This window comes from Tardiphaga sp. P4_G1, assembly GCF_056401215.1.
The window spans coordinates 82,364-103,321 of the sequence record NZ_JBFUJU010000001.1; the positions used below are offsets into that span (position 1 = coordinate 82,364).

Below are 20,958 nucleotides of genomic sequence, written 5' to 3' on the forward strand. Positions count from 1 at the left end.
AGCAGGCAGACGAAACCATTTTCCTCTTGGGTCGCAGACGTGCCGAAACCGCCATTGGTTATCCATTTGCCAACGACGCGGCGGGAAGCGCTGCCGAACTGGAGACGTCAGATGCGCACCATCAGCTTCATCCTCGCTTTCGCCTTCATCCTGGCCGGCCCGTCGATGGCCGGTTCCACCGATGGTAACCTACCCGGTATCGGTACGTTCGCCTTTACCGGTTCGCCCGCGATCAGTGCTGCTGCGCCGATGGTTGTGGCCTACGTACGCTGATTTCGATCGCGGGTAGACAACCGAGAAACAACAAGAAAAGTTTTGAAATGACCCGACCACGTGTTCTGACCGCCATTGTTGTCGCTGCCACCCTTGCAAGTTCCATCACGGGAAGTGCAGCGCAGGCGCAGATCTGGTCGTGGCGGAAATTGCCGGACCAGCGCGGCGAATTCGTCCGCCTGTGCTCGCCGCATATGGTCGGGCGATGGGCGCATCCAGAAGAAGTGTGCGGCTGCCTGCATGACCATGCTGTAGCAACGGTGGAAGACGTCGATTTGCGCGAGGCACTGCTGCGGGGCATTAGCGAGCGCGGCGTGCCTACCATCGAGAAGGACTGGATCCCGGCATCCAAGCAGTCGATGATCAGCGCGACCTTCACGCAGATCGCGAAGCCGACCCTGCAATGCATGTATGATCCGGCGCCGCTGGATTGAACCACTCAGTTAGTTCGCGTGATCTTTTTGCGCTGCGTCGTCGCGCCAAAATGATAGCGGATTTCTGTCTTTCCCTCTCGTCATCCCGTTACTGCCGATGATAGCGTTTTGCTACACCACCGTTAGGTGGGTGGATTCGCTACTAATTGAATTGGTGGGAACCGAGGGATTTTTTATGCGATTTGTTTCGATCGGCTTGACGTGTGTCTCGATATTTCTGACCGGCGCGGCGTTAGCTGCAGATGCCAGCACCCAGGAAGCCAACAAGAAAGCCGTCGTTGAATTCTATGAGAAGGGCCTCAACCAAAAGGACTTCGAGGCGGCATCCAAATATTTCGGTCCGCGTTATGTTCAGCACAATCCCAACGCGGCTGATGGTGTCGAGGGCTTCAAAGGCTTTATCGGTTTCCTGCGGGAGAAATTCCCGGACTCGCATAGCGAGATCAAGCAGGCCTTCGCCGACGGCGACTATGTGATCCTGCATGTGCATGCCGTGCGCGAAAAGGGCACGCGCGGTAACGCGATCATCGACATCTTCAAGCTTGAGAACGGCAAGATCGTCGAACATTGGGATGCCGTTCAGCCGATCCCGGAAAAATCCGCTAACACCAACGGCATGTTCTGATGGATATGGCGCAGCCCCAGCGTGACGATCGATTGAAAGGCAAGGTCGCCATTATCACCGGTGCGGGTTCCCGCGGCGATGGCATTGGCAACGGACGTGCCGCAGCGGTGTTGTTGGCGCGGCATGGCGCGCGCGTCGCGTTGGTCGACACCGACGTAGACGCTGCCGAAGAAACCGCGCGATTGATCGCTGTGGAGGGCGGCATCACGCAGATCTATGACGGCGATGTCAGTGATCGCGCGTCATGCGAGGCGATCGTCGAACGCACCGTCGAAGGCTTTGGCCGTCTTGATATCCTCGTCAACAATGTTGGCCTCACCGGGCCGCGCGGCGACGCCATCGAGGTCGACGACCGCGCCTGGGACGGCGCCATGCGTATCAACGTTGCCTCAATGATGCTGATGGCGAAGTATGCGATTCCGGAAATGATGAAATCCGGCGGCGGCTCGATCATCAACCTGACGTCGATCGCCGGCCTGCGTGGTGGCCATCCGAGCTTGTTGTATCCAACGTCGAAATCGGCGGTGATCGGCCTCACCAGAGCGATGGCGGCACATCACGGCCGCGACGGCATTCGCGTCAACTGCATCGCTCCCGGCACGGTCTATACGCCGATGGTGGCGTCGCGTGGCATGAGTGATGAGATGCGCAAGGCGCGCGCAGCGGGCACACTGCTGGGCACCGAAGGGACCGGCTGGGATATCGGCTATGGTGTTCTGTTTCTTGCCAGCGACGAGGCCCGCTGGATCACAGGGATTACGCTAGCGATCGATGGCGGTGCGAGTGTGGGCCAGACCGGTTCACCGGTGCCGCCAAGCGAGCCGCTGCGACATTGATGAGCATGTCTTGGACTAGCGCGTCTTGGTGCCCGCGCGGGGAACGCATTTGCGAACACGCGTCACACCGGACGTGGTCAGCGTCGTGCCGGACACTTCCTTGATCTGGCCGGTGGGGCAAGAGCCGTCATCGACCAGAATGCGCTGGCCGAGGCGGACATCAACAATGTCCTGTTCGCGGTTGACCTGATCGATCGCAAGCGCCGGCGTCGCTAACGCAAGCGAAGCCAGAATTCCTGATAGCCAAATTGCCGAGCGCATTGTGCGACCTTTATTACTTGTTCTGGATCTTGAGGCCGTCGGGGCCGACATTGATCTGCAGCCCGCTGGGTTCTTTCTTGGTCTGGTAGAGATTGTAGCCGAGCACGCCGATGCCGACGATCAGCGCGCCGATGATCAGGTAGAGCACGTTGCGATTGCCGGACATGAGGTCTCCGTTGGGGGCAGATCTGCCTGCTGGGCATTTTGTCTGCCTGGATTGTAGGGATGCGCATCCGATTCTAGAAGCGCAGCGGTTGCCGGCATTGAGTGCCAGCCAGCCTCAAGTTTTAGCCCCCCACGCGGGTTCCACGCGTCTTTGCTGCAGGCTTGCGGTGGGCGCGCAAACTCGCCGCTGAGGCTTTCGCCAGTTTTTCCGCCGATGCGACAAGTTGACGAATGGGATGGCCGGCGAAGCCGAGCACGAAGCCCGGCGCAGGGCGAGCGCGCAGATAGGTGTCAGCCAGCAACCAGCCCTCGACGCCGGCTGCAGCCTTGGCCTTTGCGGCGATCTCAAGCGACGTCGCGGGCGCGAACTTCGCCACCAGATGCAGGCCCTGTGACGGCACCGGCACGGTCAGTTGCCCGTCCGACGCATCCGTCAACGTCGTCGCCAGAGCGTCGCGCGCCTCGCGATAGATGTTCCGCATCTTGCGCAGGTTGGCCGCGAAGGCGCCGGAGTTCAACATGTCGGCGACGGCGCCTTCCATCAATGTGCCGGGAAAGCGGTCCATCGCCGCGCGCGCCGTCGTGACCGGGCCAATCAGGCGTTCGGGCAGGGCGCAGTAGCCGATGCGCAGACCGGGAAACAGAGTCTTGGCAAACGTGCCCATATAGATCACGCGTTGCAGGTGATCGATGCCGGCGAGCGACAGCAACGGCGCGCCGTCATAGCGAAACTCGCTGTCGTAATCGTCTTCGAATATCCATGCGCCGGCGTCCTTCGCCCAGTCGAGCAATTCAAGACGCCGCGGCATCGCCATTTGCACGCCGAGTGGAAATTGATGCGAGGGCGTGACATAGGCCGCGCGCGCAGATGGCGCCGTGGCACGGCCCCTGGCGACGATCAGGCCGAAGTCATCGACCGGCACCGACACCGGCCGGGCGCCGCAATGTTCGATCGATTTTCGTGCGGCGGGGTAACCGGGGTCCTCGCACCAGATCTGTTCGCCTGGCTTGAGAATGGCTGACAGCACGATGCGCAGCCCGTGCTGTGTGCCCGATGTCAGCATGATCTGATCGGGATCGCAGCGTAGCCCACGCGCCGACAGAAGATGATTGGCGATGGCGGTGCGTAGTTCATGACTGCCGCGGGGATCGCCGTAGTGCAGATGCTCGGCGCCGAAAGCGCGCAGGCGGCGGCCGGCGAAAGCGCGAAAACGGCGCAGCGCCTGTTCGTCGATATGCGTGCAGCCGAGCGCGAGCGTGCCCCGCTGCGGTGCGTCGATGGCGATGGTCTTTGTCGGCTTGCTGCTGCTCCGCGTCGGGATACGCGCGGCGACGAAAGTGCCGGAGCCGACGCGTGCAATGGCAAAGCCATCGGCGATCAGCCGCTCATAGGCATTGGTGACGGCGTTGCGCTGAATGCCGGTTTGCTTGGCGAGAATACGGGACGGCGGCAAAGCTTCGCCGGGCTTGGCGACGCCGCCGGTGATGGCATGGCACAGCGCCTGATAGAGCCGATCCTGCGAGGACGATCCTTCGGTGATATGTGCGCCCGTGAGATCGAGCGGCAGCTCGGGTTTCGGAATTGGCTTCGCCAAATTGGTCGGAATTTTTCGCATGGAATTGGCACTATCGCAGACCAAATGTGGCGGTACAACACATTCGAACACTTCCAATTGACGGGGAATTGCCGTGACCACAGCCGAACTGAAGACCGATGAACCGACGAACGCAGACATCGCGTCATATCCGCTCACGGCGCGCAATCGCGTGAAGCGACGCCATGACCGCGGCTTCTATGACCACGAGACCGTGCATAAAATTCTGGACGCATCGATGATGTGCCATGTGTCCTACGTGATCGACGGGCAGCCCTATTGCACGCCGACCTTCTTCTGGCGCGAAGGCACGAAACTGTACTGGCACGGCAGCAGCGCCAGCCGCATGCTGAAGAACCAGACCGCGCAGCAACGCGTCTGCCTCACGGTGGCCTTTCTCGACAGCCTCGTGCTGGCACGTTGCGGCTTCAATCATTCAGCGGACTACCGTGCGGTGATGGCATTCGGAAACGCTTATCTCGTCACCGATCCCCACGAGAAGGAGCAGGCTGGCATCGCGATGGTCGACCGTTTCTTTCCGGATCGCACCGCCAGTCTGCGCGAGACCACGGCACAGGAGATGAAGGCGACGTCCTTTATCGCCATGGAGATCGAGGAGGCATCAGCCAAGATCCGCGCCAAGGGCGTGGCTGACGATGACGAGGATTACGAACTGCCGATCTATGCCGAGCGCATTCCGGTAAGGACGGTGATCGGTGCGCCGGAGCCGTGTCCGCGGTTGTTGCCCGGCGTCGAGCGGCCTGCATCCTTGCAAGCATATTCGGAAGGCCGGCTGCTCGAAGATGCACTGACCGATGCCTATTTTCTACAATACCCAAAGGGGTAAGGGGCGAGCATCTCAGGATGACGGCGTCGGTGCTCGTGCCGGTTACGGCCACAGCGCCGCGACGATCGCGTCGAGTCCGTCCGTCAACGCTGCTGGTCCTGGCTGCAGGATCAGCGGCGATTTGATCTCATAGATGCGATTGTCGCGCACGGCAGGAATCGTGTTCCAGTCCGGTCGCTGCCGGATTTTATCGGGCACGACTTTCTTGCCGCACCACGAAGCGAGGATCACATCGGGGGCCGCGGCAATCACGTCGGCAGGCATGACGATGCGATCCTTCGCTGCCTTCTGATGTCGAAGCTGCGGAAAAGCGTCTTCGCCGCCGGCGATCTCGATCAGCTCGGACACCCAGCCGATCCCGGTGATCAGCGGATCGTCCCACTCCTCGAAATAGACGCGTGGCTTCGTCTGCCGCAAGTCTGCCGCAGCTTTGACGCTGGAAAGTCGCAGCTCAAATTGCGTTGCGAGTTGATTTGCGCGTTCGCTCGCGTCCACCATCGCGCCGAGCGTGCGGATCATCGCCAGAATGCCGGCGATGTCGCGCTGGTTGAATACATGAACGGCGACGCCGGCGCGCGTCAGGTCTGCGGCGATTTCAGCCTGCAGATCGGAGAAGCACAGCACCAAGTCAGGATCGAGTGTGAGGATCTTCGGCACATCGGCTGAGATGAACGCGGACACCCGCGGCTTCTCGCGCCGCACCTGCGGCGGCCGCACCGCATAGCCGGAAACGCCGACGATGCGATCCTGCTCGCCGAGCAGATACAGCGTCTCCACGGTCTCTTCCGTAAGGCAGACGATCCGGCGTGGCGGGAAGTGGCGCATGACGTCGATATGCCTGTTAACAAAGAGCTTGTCACGGCAGGGTGTTGTGTCGTGAAATTTCATCAAGCCCGCACGACGATGGGCGAGACAGACTGCAGGGAGTTGAGGCCAGCATGACGCCACTTGACAAGATCCACAGCCTCACGATGCCGTTTTCGGTCTCGATGGGCGTGACCTTTACCGACGCCGACTTGGAACGCGTCGTTGCCACGATGCTGGTGCGCGAGGACCTGTGCACACTCGGCCATACGATCCATGGCGGCGCGGTAATGGCGCTCGCCGACGCGGTTGGTGCGGCGGCGACGGTCATCAATCTGCCGGAGGACGCCAAGGGAACGACGACCATCGAGAGTAAGACCAATTTCACAGGCGGGGCGAAAGCAGGAAGCACCGTGCGCGCCATCGCAACGCCGGTTCATCGGGGGCGCAGAACGCAGGTATGGCAGACCCGAATCGAGACCGAAGAGGGCAAGCTGGTGGGTGTCGTGACGCAGACCCAACTGGTGCTGTAAGGCGGTGGTGTGTCGCGCTTAAGGTTTTGTTAATGCTGGATAATTGCATGGCTCACTTGCAGTGGGCGCTGGCAGGTGCGGCATCTACGCCCTTGAATTTCATGGTGCGTCGCACAATATAGGGTGTCTAGGGAATCGACGCTTTCCTCGAGGGCAACTTGAGGATTTTGACCATGTTAGACGCAGCCACCACCATTGCCATTTCGACTCGGGCTCCGGCCCGCGGACATGTGCGTGTCCTTGCAGCCCGCGAGCTGCCGCTGTTCCGCGAACATCTCTTGAGACTGGATCGCGAGAGCCGCCGCGATCGTTTCAACGGTTCGCTCGACGACGACTGGGTTGCACGTTACGCCGAGAAGTCCGTCAATACCGGCACCGTCATTCTCGTTTACTTCGAGGATGGCATCGTGCGCGGCGCCGCGGAATTGCATCAAGCCGACCTGTCGCCGGACTCGCTGCCCGAGATTGCCTTCAGCGTTGAAGCCATCGTGCGCCGCAAGGGCGTTGGCAGCATCCTGTTCACGAAGCTGATCGCCAAGGCGCGGTCGATGGGCTACGCGAGGCTGCGTATCACCACCGGCGCGCAGAACGATGCGATGCGTGCACTGGCCAACAAGTTTGGTGCGCACCTGTCGTTCCGGCACGGCGAATCCACGGGCGTTATAGACCTGCGCGATCCCATGGGCGCTGGTGTCGCGCCGCAGCCCAAGACCTCGGCGCTCGATGTGGCGCGCGCGGTGGCCGACTATAACCGGGCTTATTGGGGTCTGTGGTTGAAGCTCGCCGGCTGGGGCAAATCGTCCTGAGCCAAGAAACTATAGCGACAAAGAAAAAGGCCTCGTGGTGAACGAGGCCTTTTTTGCGACTGCGGGGAGGGCTGTGAGCGCCCTCAAAATCAGATGCGCTTGTCGTGACCGAATTTGCGCGTCACGCGACGTTCCACGACCACCGAACGCTGAGCACCTTGCTCGCCTGCGATAACGCGGGTCACGCGCAGTGTGCCGGTCGAACGATTGGCCTTCTTCACTTCAGCCTGCACGGCGTCGAACGGCATGCCCATCAGCGAGGCGGCGATCTCCGCCTGCTGATCGAGATCCTCGGTGATACCCATCGCGGCGAAGATGGCTTCTTCCAGGGTCGGGGGATCGCGCCGTACGCGCCGCGTTCCATATTTCGTGTTCCAGTCTTCGCTCATCGCTCGCCTCAGTGTTGATTTGCGATACCTAAGCGAGCAGTTGTTGCATTGCAATATGGAATTACCGCGACAAAGCAGCCATGCAAACTTGTTCCCGGAAAACGAGAAAGAGTTTGGTCAGTAGCTTTACGACAAAGCGGATGGCGGGGCGGTATCCCGTTGGGGTTGCGGCCAGCGTTTCAGCGCCGCGTGGCCGGCATCGGTGAGCGCGTAGGTACCGCGCGCGGGACTTTCGAACCAGCCATAGACGTTGCGATGCAGGATCTTCTGCGCGTCCGGATAATCAGGCGTGAGCTCGCGCACCTTGCGCGGACCGACGACAAGCATCGCAGCGCAGGCCAGCGCCTGCTGGCGATAGGCCGTCATGATCGGTGCGCGGGTGCTCCCACCCAGCGCAGGATCGCCTTGGCGCTTCTTGTGCTCCGTGATGAGGCGTGAACGCTTCTTCGGATTGCGTCGGGGCGCGACAGTGGCAGGCGCGACCAGAACCTCGACGCCGCCGGCATCGGTGATTCCCAACATCCCGAAGCCAAGTCGGCGGCAGAGGTTGCGGTAGCGCGCATCGCTTTCACGGCCCTTGCCCTTGATCGAAAGCTTGGCCGCCACCCAGACTTCATCGCTAGCGCTAGCGCGATCGACGGCCTGCAGGATCAATTCGAGATTGAAACTGAGCTTGAGCTCGCCAATCACTACGATCGGCGGATCATCACCATTCAGCGCCACGAGATCGCAGCCTGATATCTCGCCTTTGACTGTAAAGCCAAGGCCTTCAAGGAAGTGTTTCACCGGAAGGTAGAGCGAAGTTTCCAAATCGAACGTCCAAGCCGAGGTCCATGAGACGATGCGCCGCTGCAACCGCGACTCACCGGCCGAGTTTATCCGGGTTGGCCCGCGGCGACACCCGAGGCGCCTTATCCCTGTGCGATCGGAGACCCGCGGTGAAGACCCTTCTGGAAATGTCGGACAGCTTTCGTCTGTTGCCGCATCTGATCGCCATGTCGATCGCCTATGTTCTGGCGCTGCCCATCGGCTGGAATCGCGAGCGCGCCGAGCGCAGCGCCGGGCTGCGGACCTTTCCGCTGGTGGCGCTTGCCACTTGCGGCATCGTTCAGGCGACCGAGGGGTTTCTGAACGGTCATCCCGAAGGCACGGCGCGTATCATCGAAGGCCTGATGACCGGTATGGGATTTATCGGCGGCGGCGCCATTTTGAAAGACAACGGCTCGGTGCGTGGTACCGCCACTGCAGCCAGTCTGTGGGCAACCGGCGCAACTGGCGCTGCCGTGGGCCTCGGCGCCTATGACGTGGCGGTCGTCATCTCGCTGTTCACCTTCCTGACTCTTTGGCTCCTGGTACCTTTCAAGCAGGAGGGGCCAAAGACGGAAGAGGACGTTAAAAAGCCTCCCAGCGAAATTTGAGCGACAAAATACCGGTGCTGGCGCAATTCTGTGAGGGTTAACCTCAATTCGCCCGATTTCGCCGGCACATGGCAGCAATGATTGGCCTTTTGCTGCGAAGCAGCGTAAAGCTCCGTCGATCCCGATACGCACCGGACTCCTGGACCCGACGTGACCGCCAACTGAAGGGCGGCAGATTCGTTTCCGTTTGGTCCCAAGTATTGATCCCGTGGATCTCAATGAGTCCGACCGCGACGCGGTCCGCTGCAACCAAGGTTTACATCTGTGTCATTTCTCTCGACTGGTCCGTCGCTCGCCCGCGCGTTGGCTGAGCGCAACTACAATGAATCCACCCCCGTCCAGGCCGCTGTCCTCGCTGACGATGCTGTCGGTCGTGATCTTCTCGTGTCTGCGCAGACTGGCTCCGGCAAGACCGTCGCTTATGGTCTGGCGATCGCCGAAAATCTGCTCGAAGGCGCGGAGAAGCTGCCGAAGGCTGGATCGCCGCTGGCGCTGATCGTCGCACCGACGCGCGAACTCGCGCTGCAGGTGCATGGCGAGCTGACCTGGCTCTATCAATATGCCGGCGCACGCGTCGTTTCCTGCGTGGGCGGTATGGATCCGCGCAAGGAGCAGCGCGAGTTGGCCGCAGGCGCGCACATCGTTGTCGGTACGCCCGGGCGTCTCTGCGACCATCTGCGTCGCAACCGCCTCGACGTCTCCGAGCTGAAGGCCGTGGTGCTCGATGAAGCCGACGAAATGCTCGACATGGGCTTTCGCGAGGACATGGAGTTCATCCTCAAGACCACGCCGGCATCCCGCCGTACGCTGCTGTTCTCGGCGACGCTGCCGCGCGGCATCGCCAATCTCGCCAAGCAGTATCAGCAGCAGGCCTTCCGCGTCGAAGTCGCAGGCACCGAAGGCGGTCACTCCGACATCGAATATCGCGCGATCCGGATTTCGCCGAACGACGTCGAACATGCGGTCGTCAACGTGCTCCGCTATTTTGAATCGCCGAGCAGCATTGTGTTCTGCAACACCCGCAACGCGGTGAACCATCTGCAGACCGTCCTGCTGGAGCGCGGCTTCTCGGTCGTCGCTCTCTCGGGCGAACTGTCCCAGAACGAGCGCACTCACGCGCTGCAGGCGCTGCGCGATGGTCGCGCACGCGTTTGCGTCGCTACCGACGTGGCTGCGCGCGGTATCGATCTTCCGAATCTCGGCCTCGTCATTCACTCCGATCTGCCGAACGATCCCGAAGTGATGCAGCATCGTTCGGGTCGTACTGGGCGTGCCGGCCGCAAGGGCGTCAGTGTTCTCTTGGTGCCTCCATCGCGCCGTCGCCGCGCCGAGATGCTGCTCAATCTCGCTGGCACGGATGCCGTCTGGGGATCAGCGCCGACCGTCGAGGAAATCCGTGTGCTCGATCAGCAGCGCATGCTGCAGGACACGCTGTTCACTGAAGAGTCCACCGAGGACGATCTGACGCTGGCGCGCGCGATGCTCGCCGAGCGTTCGGCCGAGGAGATCGCAGCGGCGCTGGCGCGGCTGTATCGCTCGCGTCTGCCGTCGCCTGAAGATGTGCAGGATCCCGGCACGTTCCGCGGTCGCGAGGATCGCCCAGGCAGCCGTCGCCGGGACGAGGAAGGCGCGCCGGTCCGCAAGACTCCGAAGAAGAGCGAACCGATGGGCGAGGGCGCCAAGTGGTTCCGCGTCGCCATCGGCCGGCAGAAGAATGCCGAAGCGCGCTGGCTGCTGCCGATGATCTGCCGTCGCGGCGGCATCGAGAAGGCGGATATCGGCGCGATCAAGATCTATGACGGCAATTCGGAATTCGAGATTTCGGCAGCCGCGGCCGAGAAGTTCGCGACGATGATCAAGCGTCCGGACAAGGAAGACAATATCCACATCGAGCCGCTGGCCAACGGTCCGGAAGGCGCGGTCGCATCGAACCGCACGGCGCCGGAAGATCGCGACTATTCCAACAAGCGCCCGCGCAAGCCCAGCTTCAGATCCGATGGCGACCGTCCGGACTTCAAGGACAAGGGTGCCTATAAGGAAAAGTCCTGGAAGGACAAGCCGAAGAGCGACAAACCTTATCAGGGCGACAAGCCGCGCTACGAGGGCAAACCGCGTTTCGACGATAAGCCGAAGTATGAAGGCAAGCCCAAGTTCGACGGCAAGCCGAAATACGATCCGGTGCGCGCCGACAAGCCGGCTTATGCAAAGCCCCGCAGCGAAGACACGCGTTACGAAGGCAAGCCGAAGTTCGAAAAGAAACCACGCGCGGACAAGCCGCCCTACGTCGCCAAGGCCAAGCGCGATGGCGGTGCGAATTTCGCCAAGCCTGCGTTCGGCAAGAAGAAAAAGACCCAGGCGTAAGTCAGACGCGCCCGCTCACCGGCAGTAATGCGCCGGTGACGGCGCTGGCGGCGTCGCTGGCCAAAAACAGAATCACGCTGGCGAGTTCGTCCGGCGTGACCCATTTCGAAAAATCTGCAGTGGCCATGTCGCGCCGGTTTGCCGGCGTATCGATGGTCGAAGGCAATACGGCATTGACCGTGACCTTGCCCTTCAGCTCGGCGGCGAGCGTTTCCGTCAGCCGATGCACGCCAGCCTTCGAGGCGGCGTAAGGCCCCATGCCGGCGCCGGCCTGTAGCGCACCCATCGCACCGGTATTGATGATCCGTCCGGCCTTCGACAACGTCAGATGCGGGATTGCCGCGCGCGAGGCATTGAGAGCCGTGAGCAAGTTGAGCCGATGCATCGTCTCCCAGCTCTTGTTGTTACCGTCGGCAATATTCTCGAAGGTGAATGCGCCGGCGATATTGATCAGCACGTCGATCTTGCCGAATTGTTTGACCACTGCAGCGATGGCGGCGTCGGCTTGCGCGGCATCGGAGAGGTCGACGCCGCCGATCTGTAAACGATCTGGCGTTGAGGCTGGCGTCTTGGCGGAATGGTCGATGGCGGCAATGGTTGCACCGCTCTTAACGGCGCGTTCGAGCACGACCTGACCCAGCGCACCGGACGCTCCGGTGATGACGACGATCTTTCCGTTCATGGGGAACTCCTGTTACGCGCGATGATCCTGCCCGGAATTGGCCTTGGGTAATAGCCACAGATAGATCGCGCCGGCGGCGAGCGCCATGCCGGCCATCAGGCCGGTCATCACCAGCGCCGGGTGTCCGAACGGTTCGAACACCGCGATCATGGCGCTGGCGAAGGCGCCCATGACCATCTGCATACAGCGCATCACGCCAGCTGCCGCGCCTGCCACATGCGGCAGGTTCTGCAAGGCTTCATGGTTGGTGCTCGGTGCGAGCAAGCCGAAGGAAAAGATCGTGAGCGCCATCAGCGGCATCAACGACAGCGTCGTGATGGCGCCGGCAGGCACCAAAGCGACGGCTGCAACGGCGCTCGCGATCATCAGCAACAGACCGGCCATGATGATCTTGCTTGAGGCCACATGGCGGCGGCTTAGGCTCCCGCTGATCAGCGAGGCAACCAGCACGCCGCAGGAGGTCAACCCGAACAGCAGCGCAAACATCGTGGTGGAGAGCCCGAGGCTGCCGATCAGCACGGATGGCGCGCCCGAGATGAAGGCGAACATGCAGGCAAAGGCGAAGGCGTAGAGCAGGGAGAAGCCGACGAAGATGCGATCGGACAGCACCATGCGATAGCTTTCGATCAATTGCGCGGGATTGAGCGAACGGCGTTTCTCGACCGGCTGAGATTCCTCAAGACTGATCGCGCCGACGATCAGCAGGATCAGGCCGACGGCGGCCTGCACCGCATAGATCGTTCGCCAGTCGCTGACGGTCATCACCCAGCCGCCCAGCACCGGCGCGATCATCGGCGCGATGCCGAGTACGGCGGCGATCTGCGACAGCTTGTGGCGCGCCCTGCCGTGTTCGAACAGGTCGCGCACGATGGCGAAGGGCAGGATGGCGCAAGCGCCTGCAGCGAGGCCCTGCAGCAATCGAAACGCGAGCAGCACGGTGAAGGACGGCGCGAGCGCGCAGGCGCCTGCCGCGATCGAGAACAGCAGCAGTCCATCCAGCAAGGTAGCGCGTCGGCCGAAGCGGTCTGCGAGGGGGCCGCAGATCAGCGGCGAAATAGCAAAGCCCGCCAGGAACAGGCTGAGCGTCAGCGGGCCGCGTCCTGCGGCGTCGGCGAAACTCGCCTCGATCGCCGGAAGACCCGGCAATCCCATGTCGATCGACAGCGGTGGCAATGCGGTCAATGTGCCCAGAAAGGCGGTGAAGGCGAAACTGTCGCGCCTGAGGGCCAAAATCGATTCCTTGAAAATGCGAAAAAGTGTTTATGCGGTCGCGGCGCTATTCTGCCGGACTGATTTGCGCCGGCAAGATCCGGCGGTCAATGAGACTGCTCAGCGTGAGCCCAAGCCCGACCATGGCAACGAGCGCTGCGAGCAGCGGAAGCTGCGCGTAGTGCATGCCGGCATTCAGCGCGACGCCGCCGATCCATGCGCCGGTGGCGTTGCCGAGATTGAACGCGCCCTGGTTCAGGGTCGAGGCGAGGTTCGGCGCGTCCGTGGCCGCATCGACCACCCAAATCTGCAGCGGCGAGACCAGCGCGAAGGCGATACCGCCCCACAGGATCAGCAGCACCAGGGTCGGAAGCGTCATGTGCACCACAAGCGCAAGTGCGCCGAGCACGATGACGAGACAGATGAATGCACCGATGATGGTCGAGAGCAGGTTGCGGTCGGCGAGGCGGCCGCCGATCAGATTGCCGATGGTGAGACCGACGCCGATCGCCAGCAGTGCGCCGGTCACGCCATGCGGCGTGAGGCCGGTGACCTCTTCGAGCAGCGGCGTGATGTAGGTGAACAGGCTGAACATGCTGACTGAAGCCATGGTAGAGATCAGCATCGGCAGCAGCACCGGCCAGCGGCCCAAGGCGCGAAACTCTTTCGCCAGTCCGCCGCGTGTGCCCGGCATGCCCGATGGAACGAAACGCGTGATCGCGAGGAACGCAACGATACCGATCACCATGACCGCCCAGAATGCCGCACGCCATCCGGCGGCCTGTCCCAGAGCTGTGCCGAATGGCACACCGAGCACATTGGCCAGCGTAAGGCCGGCGAACATCAACGACACCGCTTGCGTGCGCTGCTCACGTGGCACCAGATTGCTGGCAACGACAGCGCCAATTCCGAAGAACGCGCCATGGGCAAAGGCAGTGACCACGCGCGCGGTCATCAGCAACCAGTAATCCGGCGCGAGGGCGCAGCCGAGATTACCGATCGTGAACAGCGCCATCAGAGCCAGGAGAGCAGTCTTGCGCGGGATGCCTGCGGTCACCATTGCCACGATGGGTGCGCCGATCACGACGCCCAATGCATAACCCGACACGAGATAGCCGGCTTGCGGGATGGTCACCGACAGGCTGCGCGCGACGTCGGGCAGCAGGCCCATGATGACGAACTCGGTCGTGCCGATGCCGAAAGATGCCGCAGCCAATGCGAGAATAGGAAGGGATAGTCGGATGGGTATTCTCCTGAGCGGAAATATTGCGATGCAATATCAGGAGATGTGCCACGACCTCAGCGATTTGGCGACCGCCTCGCGGGGGAGGCAGCATTGCGCGCCTCGGTCATCAAACTGTCGGGAGGCGTTTCGATGGAGCGGCTGTCAGCGGACAATAGGCCGGCAGTGCGATCTCAGCATAAAATGCAGGCGGACGGCTCAGACCGGAGGCCAGCTGCGCATGGCCATGTCGGCGAGTTTTCGCAATTGCTCGCGCGGTGCGCCGCCTGCGGCTTGCACGGCCATGCCCTGCAAGATGGCAGACACGTAGCGAGCGAGATCGCCGGCATCCGCGTCGGCTGGCAGATCGCCTTCGGCGAGGGCGCGTGTGAAGCGAAGGCGCAGATCGTCCTCGCTCTTCGAGCGACGCGCCATCAGTTCCTGCTTGATCGTCTCCGCGGCATCACCGCAGCAGAGGGCGCCCTGGACCGCGAGACAACCGGGATTCCTGGGATCAGTCACCGCCTCAACGGATTCGTAGAGGATATGTTCGACCGCTTCGCGGGCCGTGGCCTTCTCCAGGCCGGTGCGGAAATAGCCGCCGGGGCCATCGACGTAGCGATCCAGCGCCTTGCGGAACAGATCTTCCTTGTTGCCAAACGCTGCATAGAGACTGGGCTTGGTGATGCCCATGGCTTCGGTGAGGTCGGCCATCGACGCGCCTTCGTAACCCTTGCGCCAGAACACATGCAGCGCGAGGTCGAGGGCCGTGTCGGTATCGAATTCACGAGGACGTCCCAGTGCCACGACGGGCCCTCCAAAGTTTTCTACCGTTCAGTAGATAAGTCTCTTGACAGTGGATGTCGATAGCCCATCTATACCGGACGTTACGAATGTGTGCGTTGCAGCGAGATGCCCGGCGGGACCGGCCAGACGCGGAATGTACAGCTTAGCTACTGAAATGACAGGGCTTTACAAGGCCTACGCAGATTAAATGGGGTTCACAATGGCACATAATCTCCCTCGCAAGATCGCTTTTGGCGCCGGAATCGCGTTGGTAGCGGTCGCCGTTGGCGGCGGTGCGGCGCTGATGAATCTGTCCAGCGTTGCAGCTCAAGCCGAGTCCGGTGCGGTTGTTCCCGCTGCTGTTCAGGCTTCGGTTGCCCTGGTGGAAGCCAAGGCCACGGCGCCTTCGGACGAGTTCTCGGGCCGCCTTGAGGCCATCGAGCGCGTGGAGATTCGCTCCCGCGTCGCAGGCGCCGTCCAGGAGATCCACTTTCGCGAAGGCGCGCTGGTCAAGAAAGATGACCTGCTCGTGCTGATCGATCCGGCGCTCTACGCCGCAGATGTCGATCGCGCCCAAGGGCAGGTGTCCGCGTCGCGGGCGCGCCTGATCCTGACTAAGGCCGATTTCGACCGCGGTCAGCAACTGACCAGCTCCAGCATCACCCAGCGCGACCTCGACAATCGTATCAATGCGTATCGTGAGGCCGAAGCCAACCTCAAGGCTGCAGAAGCCGCGCTCAAGACCGCCGAGCTCAATCTCAGCTACACTGAGGTGCGCGCGCCGGTCGCGGGCCGGGTCGGCAAGGTGGAGATCACCGTCGGCAACCTGATTTCGGCCGGCCCGTCCGCGCCGCTGCTGACGACGCTGGTCTCGGTCAATCCGATCTATGCAAGCTTCAATGCCGACGAACAGGTGGTGTCGCGCGCGCTGAAGACGCTGGCAGACGAGAAGACGCCGGGCGATATCGACCGCATCCCGGTTCACATGACCACCGTCACTGATAGCGCACCGGTGAAGGGCCGCATGCAGTTCATCGATAATCAGGTCGATCCGCGCAGCGGCACGGTGCGGGTGCGTGCGATGTTCGACAATGCCGATGGTCGCTTGATGCCCGGCCAGTTCGCGCGGCTCACAATGGGCCAGCCGAAGGCAGAACAGACGCTGCTGATTAGCGAGCGGGCAGTTGGCACCGACCAGAACAAGAAGTTCGTCATGGTGGTCGATGCCAAGGACAAGGCGCAATATCGCGAAGTGATCCTGGGGCCCTCGGTTGATGGCATGCGCGTGATCCTCAACGGCCTCAAAGCCGGTGAACGGATCGTCGTCAACGGACTTCAGCGCGTGCGGCCGGGTGTGACCATCAAGCCGGAGATGGTGGCGATGAACGCCGCGTCTCTCGTCTCGATCAAGGCCGTCGCGCAGAACTGATAACGACCGCCCTGTCCGCAGGCGGGCAGGGCGCTCTTCCTAATACACAGCACGTCATCGAGGTCGAGCGATCGGCCGCGCGGGGCCCTTGTATCCCGCAGGTCTGGATCATCACGGAATAGCGCCATGAACTTTTCAAAATTCTTTATTGATCGTCCGATCTTTGCCGGCGTGTTGTCGACGGTGATTTTTCTCGCCGGCCTGTTGTCGATGCCGGTGCTACCGATCTCCGAATATCCGGAAGTCGCGCCGCCGACCGTGGTGGTGACAGCGAATTATCCCGGTGCCAATCCAAAGGTGATTGCGGAAACGGTCTCGACGCCGATCGAAGAGCAGATCAATGGCGTCGAGAACATGCTTTATATGAGCAGCCAGGCGACCACCGACGGCAGGATGACGCTCAACGTCACCTTCCGCCTTGGCACCGATCCCGACAAGGCGCAGCAGCTGGTGCAGAACCGCGTCTCGCAGGCCGAGCCGCGCTTGCCGGCGGAAGTGCGCGCGCTGGGCGTGACGACGATCAAGAGCGCGCCAGACCTCACCATGGTCGTACATCTGCTGTCGCCGAATGACCGCTATGACATGACCTATCTGCGTAACTACGCCGTGCTCAACGTCAAGGATCGCCTCGCGCGCATCGAAGGCGTCGGTCAGGTTCAGCTGTTCGGCTCGGGCGACTACTCCATGCGCGTCTGGCTCGATCCGCAGAAGGTCGCCGAGCGCGGTCTGTCGCCCGGCGACGTGGTGCGTGAGATCCGTGCGCAGAACGTGCAGGCGGCAGCGGGGCAGGTGGGCGGTTCGCCCAATGAGCCAGGCCTCGATCTACAGCTCTCCATCAATGCACAGGGACGCCTGCAGACCGAAGAAGAGTTCGGCGAGATCATCGTCAAGAACGGTGACAATGGCGAGGTGACGCGGCTGCGCGACATCGCCCGTATCGAACTCGGCGCCGCCGACTATGCACTGCGCTCGCTGCTGAACAACAAGTCCGCAGTGGCGGTTCCGATCTTCCAGTCGCCCGGCTCGAACGCGATTCAGATTTCCGACAACGTGCGCAAGACGATGAAGGAGCTGAAGGAAAACATGCCGGACGGTGTCACCTACGACATCGTCTACGACCCCACGCAATTCGTTCGCGCCTCGATCGAGGCGGTGATCCATACGCTGCTCGAGGCCATCGCACTGGTGGTGCTCGTCGTCATCCTGTTCCTGCAGACGTGGCGAGCCTCGATCATCCCGCTGATCGCCGTGCCGGTATCGGTGGTCGGCACCTTCGCCGTGATGCATGTGTTCGGCTTTTCGGTGAATGCGCTGACACTGTTCGGCCTCGTGCTGGCCATCGGCATCGTCGTCGACGACGCCATCGTCGTGGTCGAGAATGTTGAGCGCAATATCGAGCGCGGGCTCGATCCGAAGAGCGCAGCCTATCAGGCCATGCGCGAAGTGACCGGCCCGATCATCGCGATCGCACTGGTGCTGGTCGCGGTGTTCGTGCCGCTGGCCTTCATCACCGGCCTGACCGGGCAGTTCTACAAGCAGTTCGCGCTGACGGTGGCGATCTCGACTGTGATCTCCGCCTTCAATTCGCTGACACTGTCGCCAGCACTCGCCGCGCTGCTTCTGAAAGGCCATGACGCGCCGAAGGATGCGTTGACGCGCTTCATGGACAAGACGCTCGGCTGGTTTTTCGTCCGCTTCAACCGCTTCTTTGCCAGAAGCTCCGACGCTTATAGCGGCGGCGTGAAGCGCGTCGTCTCGCGCCGCGCGGCGGTGATGGGAATCTACGTTCTGCTGATTGGTGTTACCGGGTATCTGTTCCACGCAGTCCCGGGCGGTTTCGTGCCCGGTCAGGACAAGCAGTATCTGGTCGGGTTTGCGCAGCTCCCCGACGGCGCTACGCTGGATCGTACCGAAGAGGTGATCCGTCGCATGGGCGAGATTGCGCAGAAGGAGCCCGGCGTCGAGAATTCGATCCAGTTTCCGGGCCTGTCGATCAACGGCTTCACCAACTCGTCCAACTCCGGCATCGTCTTCATCGGTCTGGATGCGTTTGACAAACGCAAGGATCCGAGCCTGAGCGGAAATGCCATTGCGTTGTCGCTGAACAAGAAGTTTGCCGGCATTCAGGACGCCTTTATTGCCATGTTCCCGCCGCCGCCTGTGTCGGGTCTTGGCACGATCGGTGGCTTCAAGCTGCAGATCGAGGATCGCGCCGGTCTCGGCTATGAGGCGCTGAACGACGCCACCAAGGCTTTTATCGGCAAGGCAATGCAGCAGAAGGAGCTGGCCGGTCTGTTCTCAAGCTATCAGATCAATGTGCCGCAGCTCTATGCGGATGTCGATCGCACCAAGGCGCGGCAGCTCAACGTGCCGGTTACCTCGGTGTTCGACACGATGCAGATCTATCTCGGCTCGCTCTATGTGAACGACTTCAACAAATTCGGTCGCACCTATTCGGTGCGCGTCCAGGCTGACGCCAAATTCCGGGCGCGGGCCGACGATATTGGCCAGTTGAAAGTTCGCTCCGACAGCAACGAGATGATCCCGCTCTCGACGCTGCTGCGCGTTAAGGAAAGTGCAGGGCCGGAGCGCGCCATGCGCTACAACGGTTTCCTGTCGGCCGACATCAATGGCGGCGCTGCGCCCGGCTATTCCACTGGCCAGGCGCAGGACGCCGTGGCGCGTGTCGCCAAGGAGACGCTGCCCAAGGGCATCGACTTCGAATGGACTGAACTGACCTATCAGGAAATAATCGCCGGCAATTCGTCGCTGATCGTGTTCCCGGTGGCGATGCTGCTGGTGTTCCTGGTGCTCGCCGCGCAATACGAAAGCCTGACACTGCCATTGTCGATCATCATGATTGTGCCGATGGGCTTGCTGGCGGCGATGTTCGGCGTCTGGTTGACCAAGGGCGACAACAACGTCTTCACCCAGATTGGTTTGATCGTGTTGGTGGGTCTGTCGGCGAAGAACGCCATCCTGATCGTGGAGTTTGCCCGCGAGCTGGAATTTGCCGGGCGGACACCGATCCAGGCCGCGATCGAGGCCAGCCGTCTGCGGTTGCGGCCGATCCTGATGACGTCGCTGGCCTTCATCATGGGCGTCGTGCCGCTGGTGACGTCCACTGGCGCAGGCTCGGAGATGCGTCATGCCATGGGTGTCGCGGTGTTCGCCGGCATGATCGGCGTCACGGCCTTCGGCATCTTCTTCACGCCGATGTTCTATGTGTTGCTGCGTGCCATGGCAGGCAACCGTCCGCTGACCCAGCATGGCGAAGCGACGGTCGATCAGGCGGCGCCGCTGGCACCGGGATCGCACGAAGCAGAATCGCGCCCGCATGCCACATCGCATTCGTGACGCGCGGGAGGCGTAAGGTAACGCCTGACGAGGGCTGCTGGTCCACGGATGCGCCGTTTCGACCCATTCTAAGGCGAGGAATTGCGTAGCCTGCGTCCAAGACTGTTGGAATCGCCCCCAATTGGCCGGGTGCGCTTTCCTCCACTGCACATCTTCCGCTACAATGCGAAAGGCACTGCAGGGGAATGACAGGTTGCGGACGGGCTTCTACAAATGCGAATACCGGGTTGATGAGGCGGTCGGTCGCAGTGTGATGTTTGTCGAGCATGGCAGCATGCTCGGCGGCAATTCCGCTTTTGCCCATATCGGCAGCTATGAGCTCCGGGGTGACGAGGTGGTGGCGGAGATCGAGAGCCGCCGCCACATGAACGATCCCAACTATCCCTCGCTGCTCGGCCAGGATGTGGCGACCATCAGCGTCACCGGCCGGCCCTATGGCGACACCTATCGTTTTCAGGGTTCGTCGCCGCAAATGCCGGGTGCGAAATTCGAGTCGGTCATGACGACGATCGATGACGGCGAGATGCCTCCGGCCGGACCGATCGGTGCGGGTGGCATCGCCAACGGGCTGTATTCGATCCATCTGCGCACACTTGACGGCATCGATGGCGGGCTCAACGGCGTGATGCTGCTGCATGACGGCCGCATCCTCGGCGGAGACGCGTTCTTCTATTATCTCGGCGCCTATTCCTCCGCGGACGGACGCTGGAAGGGCGAGATGCTCAATCAGGAGCACACGCCGGCAAAGGGCGAGAACCCGGTCTTCGGCGGCCATGAAATCGGTATCGGCTTTTCCGGCACCTGCGACGAAACCGGCGCCGAACTGGAAGCCACGGCGCTGGCCGGCAAACGGAGCCTGCGGTTGCAGGCAGTGCTGAAGCTGATCCGCAAGGCCGTGTAAGTTCCAGGCTGGCGCACGGCTTGAT

At 61.9% G+C, this 20,958-nt stretch carries 22 protein-coding genes; 12 read left to right on the top strand and 10 right to left on the bottom strand.

From position 1 onward, the window contains the following. The first annotated feature begins 111 nt into the window (after window positions 1-111). The 4 genes from AC1DUY_RS00390 (at window position 112) to AC1DUY_RS00405 (ending at window position 2,168) form a co-directional block, all read left to right on the top strand. The gene (locus AC1DUY_RS00390; protein ID WP_175366113.1) at window positions 112-273 is read left to right on the top strand and encodes a hypothetical protein; all 162 of its coding nucleotides are present in this window, start codon (window positions 112-114) and stop codon (window positions 271-273) included. Between the two features lie 47 nt (window positions 274-320). Then, window positions 321-707: a hypothetical protein gene (locus tag AC1DUY_RS00395; protein WP_120292397.1), complete on the top strand. Its 387-nt coding sequence runs from the start codon at window positions 321-323 to the stop codon at window positions 705-707. A gap of 175 nt (window positions 708-882) precedes the next feature. After that, entirely contained in the window at window positions 883-1,332 is a 450-nt protein-coding gene (locus AC1DUY_RS00400; RefSeq protein WP_120292399.1) for a nuclear transport factor 2 family protein, read from the top strand. A 5-nt stretch (window positions 1,333-1,337) separates the two neighbouring features. Further along, window positions 1,338-2,168, top strand: a complete 831-nt coding sequence (locus tag AC1DUY_RS00405; RefSeq protein ID WP_089264647.1) for an SDR family NAD(P)-dependent oxidoreductase — start codon at window positions 1,338-1,340, stop codon at window positions 2,166-2,168. A 15-nt stretch (window positions 2,169-2,183) separates the two neighbouring features. Here the strand turns inward: AC1DUY_RS00405 and AC1DUY_RS00410 are convergent, their stop codons facing one another. From AC1DUY_RS00410 to pdxR, 3 genes are all read right to left on the bottom strand, one after another. Next, a complete protein-coding gene (locus tag AC1DUY_RS00410; RefSeq protein WP_089263984.1) occupies window positions 2,184-2,429 on the bottom strand; it encodes a DUF6719 family protein in 246 nt (81 codons plus the stop codon). A 13-nt stretch (window positions 2,430-2,442) separates the two neighbouring features. After that, entirely contained in the window at window positions 2,443-2,595 is a 153-nt protein-coding gene (locus tag AC1DUY_RS00415) for a hypothetical protein (RefSeq protein ID WP_165826841.1), read from the bottom strand. Window positions 2,596-2,716: 121 nt separating this feature from the next. Next, window positions 2,717-4,210, bottom strand: a complete 1,494-nt coding sequence (pdxR, locus tag AC1DUY_RS00420; protein WP_175366112.1) for a MocR-like pyridoxine biosynthesis transcription factor PdxR — start codon at window positions 4,208-4,210, stop codon at window positions 2,717-2,719. A 118-nt stretch (window positions 4,211-4,328) separates the two neighbouring features. Here pdxR and AC1DUY_RS00425 point away from each other — a divergent pair, with 118 nt between their 5' ends. After that, window positions 4,329-5,036 carry a pyridoxamine 5'-phosphate oxidase family protein gene (locus AC1DUY_RS00425; RefSeq protein WP_441232209.1) on the top strand — a complete coding sequence of 236 codons (708 nt, stop codon included), beginning with the start codon at window positions 4,329-4,331 and terminating at the stop codon, window positions 5,034-5,036. Between the two features lie 42 nt (window positions 5,037-5,078). Here AC1DUY_RS00425 and AC1DUY_RS00430 read toward each other — a convergent pair whose 3' ends face one another. Beyond that, window positions 5,079-5,861, bottom strand: coding sequence for a cobalamin-binding protein (locus AC1DUY_RS00430; RefSeq protein ID WP_478111571.1), 783 nt, complete (start codon window positions 5,859-5,861; stop codon window positions 5,079-5,081). A 113-nt stretch (window positions 5,862-5,974) separates the two neighbouring features. Here AC1DUY_RS00430 and AC1DUY_RS00435 point away from each other — a divergent pair, with 113 nt between their 5' ends. Together AC1DUY_RS00435 and AC1DUY_RS00440 are read left to right on the top strand one after the other, a co-directional pair. Continuing rightward, the gene (locus AC1DUY_RS00435) at window positions 5,975-6,373 is read left to right on the top strand and encodes a PaaI family thioesterase (protein WP_478111573.1); all 399 of its coding nucleotides are present in this window, start codon (window positions 5,975-5,977) and stop codon (window positions 6,371-6,373) included. A gap of 173 nt (window positions 6,374-6,546) precedes the next feature. Continuing rightward, the gene (locus AC1DUY_RS00440) at window positions 6,547-7,179 is read left to right on the top strand and encodes an N-acetyltransferase family protein (RefSeq protein WP_478111575.1); all 633 of its coding nucleotides are present in this window, start codon (window positions 6,547-6,549) and stop codon (window positions 7,177-7,179) included. 89 nt (window positions 7,180-7,268) lie between these two features. On the opposite strand, the gene AC1DUY_RS00445 is transcribed toward AC1DUY_RS00440, so the two are convergent. Then, window positions 7,269-7,568, bottom strand: coding sequence for a hypothetical protein (locus AC1DUY_RS00445; protein ID WP_478111577.1), 300 nt, complete (start codon window positions 7,566-7,568; stop codon window positions 7,269-7,271). A gap of 126 nt (window positions 7,569-7,694) precedes the next feature. Further along, window positions 7,695-8,378: a DUF2161 domain-containing phosphodiesterase gene (locus AC1DUY_RS00450; RefSeq protein ID WP_478111579.1), complete on the bottom strand. Its 684-nt coding sequence runs from the start codon at window positions 8,376-8,378 to the stop codon at window positions 7,695-7,697. Window positions 8,379-8,506: 128 nt separating this feature from the next. On the opposite strand from AC1DUY_RS00450, the gene AC1DUY_RS00455 reads away from it, so the two are divergent. Both AC1DUY_RS00455 and AC1DUY_RS00460 read left to right on the top strand, forming a co-directional pair. Beyond that, window positions 8,507-8,986 carry an MgtC/SapB family protein gene (locus tag AC1DUY_RS00455; RefSeq protein ID WP_093758331.1) on the top strand — a complete coding sequence of 160 codons (480 nt, stop codon included), beginning with the start codon at window positions 8,507-8,509 and terminating at the stop codon, window positions 8,984-8,986. A 264-nt stretch (window positions 8,987-9,250) separates the two neighbouring features. Beyond that, on the top strand, window positions 9,251-11,347 hold the full coding sequence (locus AC1DUY_RS00460) for a DEAD/DEAH box helicase (RefSeq protein WP_478111581.1): 2,097 nt from the start codon (window positions 9,251-9,253) through the stop codon (window positions 11,345-11,347). 1 nt (window position 11,348) lies between these two features. On the opposite strand, the gene fabG is transcribed toward AC1DUY_RS00460, so the two are convergent. The 4 genes from fabG to AC1DUY_RS00480 all read right to left on the bottom strand — a co-directional run bounded on the left by fabG (window position 11,349) and on the right by AC1DUY_RS00480 (window position 15,267). After that, on the bottom strand, window positions 11,349-12,029 hold the full coding sequence (gene fabG, locus AC1DUY_RS00465; RefSeq protein WP_478111583.1) for a 3-oxoacyl-ACP reductase FabG: 681 nt from the start codon (window positions 12,027-12,029) through the stop codon (window positions 11,349-11,351). Window positions 12,030-12,041: 12 nt separating this feature from the next. Further along, entirely contained in the window at window positions 12,042-13,259 is a 1,218-nt protein-coding gene (locus AC1DUY_RS00470; RefSeq protein ID WP_478111585.1) for a multidrug effflux MFS transporter, read from the bottom strand. Between the two features lie 46 nt (window positions 13,260-13,305). Continuing rightward, the gene (locus tag AC1DUY_RS00475) at window positions 13,306-14,454 is read right to left on the bottom strand and encodes an MFS transporter (protein WP_478111587.1); all 1,149 of its coding nucleotides are present in this window, start codon (window positions 14,452-14,454) and stop codon (window positions 13,306-13,308) included. Window positions 14,455-14,679: 225 nt separating this feature from the next. After that, a complete protein-coding gene (locus AC1DUY_RS00480) occupies window positions 14,680-15,267 on the bottom strand; it encodes a TetR/AcrR family transcriptional regulator (RefSeq protein WP_068736841.1) in 588 nt (195 codons plus the stop codon). Between the two features lie 199 nt (window positions 15,268-15,466). Between AC1DUY_RS00480 and AC1DUY_RS00485 the strand changes: the two genes are divergently transcribed. The 3 genes from AC1DUY_RS00485 to AC1DUY_RS00495 all read left to right on the top strand — a co-directional run bounded on the left by AC1DUY_RS00485 (window position 15,467) and on the right by AC1DUY_RS00495 (window position 20,933). After that, window positions 15,467-16,675, top strand: a complete 1,209-nt coding sequence (locus tag AC1DUY_RS00485) for an efflux RND transporter periplasmic adaptor subunit (RefSeq protein ID WP_093758336.1) — start codon at window positions 15,467-15,469, stop codon at window positions 16,673-16,675. 126 nt (window positions 16,676-16,801) lie between these two features. Continuing rightward, complete coding sequence (locus tag AC1DUY_RS00490) at window positions 16,802-20,032, top strand: efflux RND transporter permease subunit (RefSeq protein ID WP_093758337.1); 3,231 nt, start codon at window positions 16,802-16,804, stop codon at window positions 20,030-20,032. A gap of 193 nt (window positions 20,033-20,225) precedes the next feature. Further along, a complete protein-coding gene (locus tag AC1DUY_RS00495; protein WP_093759064.1) occupies window positions 20,226-20,933 on the top strand; it encodes a GrlR family regulatory protein in 708 nt (235 codons plus the stop codon). Window positions 20,934-20,958: the final 25 nt, after the last annotated feature.

What these genes read in the sequence shown, in the direction of transcription:
- AC1DUY_RS00390 (WP_175366113.1), top strand. Translation starts at nt 112, where the DNA reads ATGCGCACCATCAGCTTCATCCTCGCTTTCGCCTTCATCCTGGCCGGC.
- AC1DUY_RS00395 (WP_120292397.1), top strand. Translation starts at nt 321, where the DNA reads ATGACCCGACCACGTGTTCTGACCGCCATTGTTGTCGCTGCCACCCTT.
- AC1DUY_RS00400 (WP_120292399.1), top strand. Translation starts at nt 883, where the DNA reads ATGCGATTTGTTTCGATCGGCTTGACGTGTGTCTCGATATTTCTGACC.
- AC1DUY_RS00405 (WP_089264647.1), top strand. Translation starts at nt 1,338, where the DNA reads ATGGCGCAGCCCCAGCGTGACGATCGATTGAAAGGCAAGGTCGCCATT.
- AC1DUY_RS00410 (WP_089263984.1), bottom strand. Translation starts at nt 2,429, where the DNA reads ATGCGCTCGGCAATTTGGCTATCAGGAATTCTGGCTTCGCTTGCGTTA.
- AC1DUY_RS00415 (WP_165826841.1), bottom strand. Translation starts at nt 2,595, where the DNA reads ATGTCCGGCAATCGCAACGTGCTCTACCTGATCATCGGCGCGCTGATC.
- pdxR (WP_175366112.1), bottom strand. Translation starts at nt 4,210, where the DNA reads ATGCGAAAAATTCCGACCAATTTGGCGAAGCCAATTCCGAAACCCGAG.
- AC1DUY_RS00430 (WP_478111571.1), bottom strand. Translation starts at nt 5,861, where the DNA reads ATGCGCCACTTCCCGCCACGCCGGATCGTCTGCCTTACGGAAGAGACC.
- AC1DUY_RS00435 (WP_478111573.1), top strand. Translation starts at nt 5,975, where the DNA reads ATGACGCCACTTGACAAGATCCACAGCCTCACGATGCCGTTTTCGGTC.
- AC1DUY_RS00440 (WP_478111575.1), top strand. Translation starts at nt 6,547, where the DNA reads ATGTTAGACGCAGCCACCACCATTGCCATTTCGACTCGGGCTCCGGCC.
- AC1DUY_RS00445 (WP_478111577.1), bottom strand. Translation starts at nt 7,568, where the DNA reads ATGAGCGAAGACTGGAACACGAAATATGGAACGCGGCGCGTACGGCGC.
- fabG (WP_478111583.1), bottom strand. Translation starts at nt 12,029, where the DNA reads ATGAACGGAAAGATCGTCGTCATCACCGGAGCGTCCGGTGCGCTGGGT.
- AC1DUY_RS00485 (WP_093758336.1), top strand. Translation starts at nt 15,467, where the DNA reads ATGGCACATAATCTCCCTCGCAAGATCGCTTTTGGCGCCGGAATCGCG.
- AC1DUY_RS00490 (WP_093758337.1), top strand. Translation starts at nt 16,802, where the DNA reads ATGAACTTTTCAAAATTCTTTATTGATCGTCCGATCTTTGCCGGCGTG.